This is a genomic window from Tunicatimonas sp., from assembly GCF_049647865.1.
Lineage (GTDB): Bacteria > Bacteroidota > Bacteroidia > Cytophagales > Cyclobacteriaceae > Tunicatimonas.
In genome coordinates this window covers 1-2,425 of record NZ_JBARYM010000609.1, presented here as the reverse complement: position 1 = coordinate 2,425, position 2,425 = coordinate 1, and the positions used below count along the sequence as shown (strand labels likewise).

Annotated in this window: 3 protein-coding genes; 1 reads left to right on the top strand and 2 read right to left on the bottom strand. The window is 46.0% G+C overall.

Annotated elements, in window-relative coordinates; genetic code table 11:
- A partial coding sequence (locus WBA23_RS17825) for an NADH-quinone oxidoreductase subunit J (RefSeq protein ID WP_424583639.1) occupies positions 1-267 on the top strand: 267 nt, incomplete at its 5' end.
- Between the two features lie 4 nt (positions 268-271).
- Here the strand turns inward: WBA23_RS17825 and WBA23_RS17820 are convergent.
- Together WBA23_RS17820 and WBA23_RS17815 are read right to left on the bottom strand one after the other, a co-directional pair.
- Positions 272-1,288 carry a S41 family peptidase gene (locus WBA23_RS17820; RefSeq protein WP_424583638.1) on the bottom strand — a complete coding sequence of 339 codons (1,017 nt, stop codon included), beginning with the start codon at positions 1,286-1,288 and terminating at the stop codon, positions 272-274.
- Positions 1,285-2,163, bottom strand: a complete 879-nt coding sequence (locus WBA23_RS17815; protein ID WP_424583637.1) for a hypothetical protein — start codon at positions 2,161-2,163, stop codon at positions 1,285-1,287. Before WBA23_RS17815 ends, WBA23_RS17820 begins: the two co-directional genes overlap by 4 nt.
- Positions 2,164-2,425: the final 262 nt, after the last annotated feature.

Here is a 2,425-nt window from a genome sequence, read left to right as displayed (position 1 = left end):
GGAAAATCGGTACGTACCCAACACCATAATCAATTTTGGGGACTACTTATCGGTAGTGCGCTATTTTTCTTATTGGCGAAAGCTATTTGGCAGACGGATATGAACAGCTTAGCGTGGATATCAACTTCCGAAACAGTTCAGGCTTCTACCGTATCTACTTTGGGAGTTCAGCTAATGAGCGACTTTATTCTTCCGTTTGAACTGACCGGGGTGCTATTACTTATCGCTTTAATTGGAGCGGCTTACGTAGCGCAGCGGCAGCTATGATTATCTATTCCGACAATAATTCTATAGCCCGATCCATCGCATTATCCGCTACATCGAAAGAATCTAGTTGTACGTAGGGTTCTAGGACATCGGGAGCGATGCCTTGCCCTTCTACCACCTCTCCGTTGGGTTCGGTAACAAACCAAGTAGAAACGCGATAATTCCAGCCATTAGGTAACTCCTGAGTAATTGGCCGAGCTGTTCCTCCAAAAGTAGTATCGCCTAGCGTGCGCACCGTGGGCAATGCCTTTAGCATCAACACAAATCCTTCACACGCGCTAAGGCACCGGCGGTCGGTAATTACTATTATTGGTTTCAGGTAATTAGTCTCACCCTGAGGCACTACGTGAGCAGCAATCGGGTCCGTATAGTCGTTCCAATTTTCTCCGTTACGGTATTTGTAATGACGATACAGATAGGTTTGGTCTGCAAAACGCCCAGCAATAGTTTCGGCTAGTTCGGTAGACCCGCCTCCGGTTGTTCGTACATCTAGAATAAGCCCGGTAGTACTACTTAGGTTCTGTAGGGCTTGATCAATCACTGCGTATTCATCATCTTCGCCTCCGAAACTTGCTATACGAAGATAGCCTAGCTGAGTGTCTTTTACTGTAGCGTAACTAATGTAGTTACCCGCCGACCGTTCGTTTTCTAAGTAGAAGGCCGCGGGCTGAAATTGAAGGGGGATCTTATTTAAGGAGCTACCATAATACGAATAGTAGTACTCTGCCCCATTGGTGATTACATAATGGCCATCGCGTAGAAGCTCGCCAATCTCTACCAGAATATCGAATAACTCATCATCGGTGGTATTATCATCAATTTGCGGACGGTATACTTGGTACACCGAGTCCCAGTCTACTCCTTTTAGTGAGAAATACGAATAATTCTGATCAAAGGTCTGCCAAAAAACGTCAAAATTAGAAGTGGGCGTATTTGGTGGTTCAGGCCCTAAAAATATTTCTTGGCAACCATAGACTAACCCCAAGAGTGTAACAGTAGCAATCTTACTTATACCTTTCATAAGCTAAACGATATACCCATCAGTAGGGTGTTTATTACCGACCGAACATCAAACGGTCCCAATTTATCGTAGTGGTAGTACTGAAACCCGTACGCTAGTTGAAGCTCCCAGTGCTTACCGAGAGAATAGCCGTACATTAGTTCGCCCCGAAGGTTGATAAAATTGATGAAGGTTAGCCAATCGCCGTACCGTAACGCGTTACCTACCGTCAATTCTTGACCAATCATTTCCAGAGGTGGGCGGTTGGAAGCGTAGGTACGACCAGCCACGTAAGCTAGTGGGGTAATGCTAAACTGCCCCCGCAGCCGATGATGTTTACCTAACTGAACCGTGCCCGCCACCGCGGGAGAGGGAGCAATAAATCCATCAGCCGCCCGTCCGTCCCAATCGTAGATATAAGAGCTTTCTTTGTCAAAGTACGTGAATTCTAGCGTCCCTCCCACCCAAAGTGTCCAGTGAGTGTATTTGCGTAGTTTTCGCAAAAAGGTGTACTGTAGCTGTACACCAAATAGGTCTATGTAGCCCTGCCGATCAAATTCATCGGATGAAGCGACAGAAGAGGTAAGTTCATCCTCTATTCGCGATAGTTGAAGCCGATGATAGCTTCGCTCACCCCGGTAGGTATACGAAGGTTGCCACAGTCGGTAGCTCCCCTGGTAGTGAAGCGGAGAAAGAATAGGCTCAGAAGTTGCGTAGCGCTGATATCCAAACTGCAAGCTTATGCGGTGCGGCGACGATTGAGTCGCACCCACATCGGACGTTGTTGGCTGGGCTGCATTCGGCTGGGCTACTCCTTCTTGAAAGAATATTAGTAACAAACTTAAAACTGTGAGGCAAAGGTAGCTCTTCCTAAAAAATCGGGCAACTTTGTCCATAGATAAGAGGGTTTTAGCTAAATGCTCAAAATTATCAGACAGGAGCAGATTCTTTTCTAATGAAACTTTCTAATTTATCTACCACATATAGATTACTATTTAAAAGAAATCCCGCCACACTCGGCGACGTTGCAGCTTTAAATCGCTGAGCATCGATGATTTTACATTGATTTGCACGTAATACGAAGTGAATCGTCCGAAAGGAACCCAGTCGAAGCGAAAGTCGAAGCAGTCGAGGTCGCGAAAGATCGTGACGTTAGTT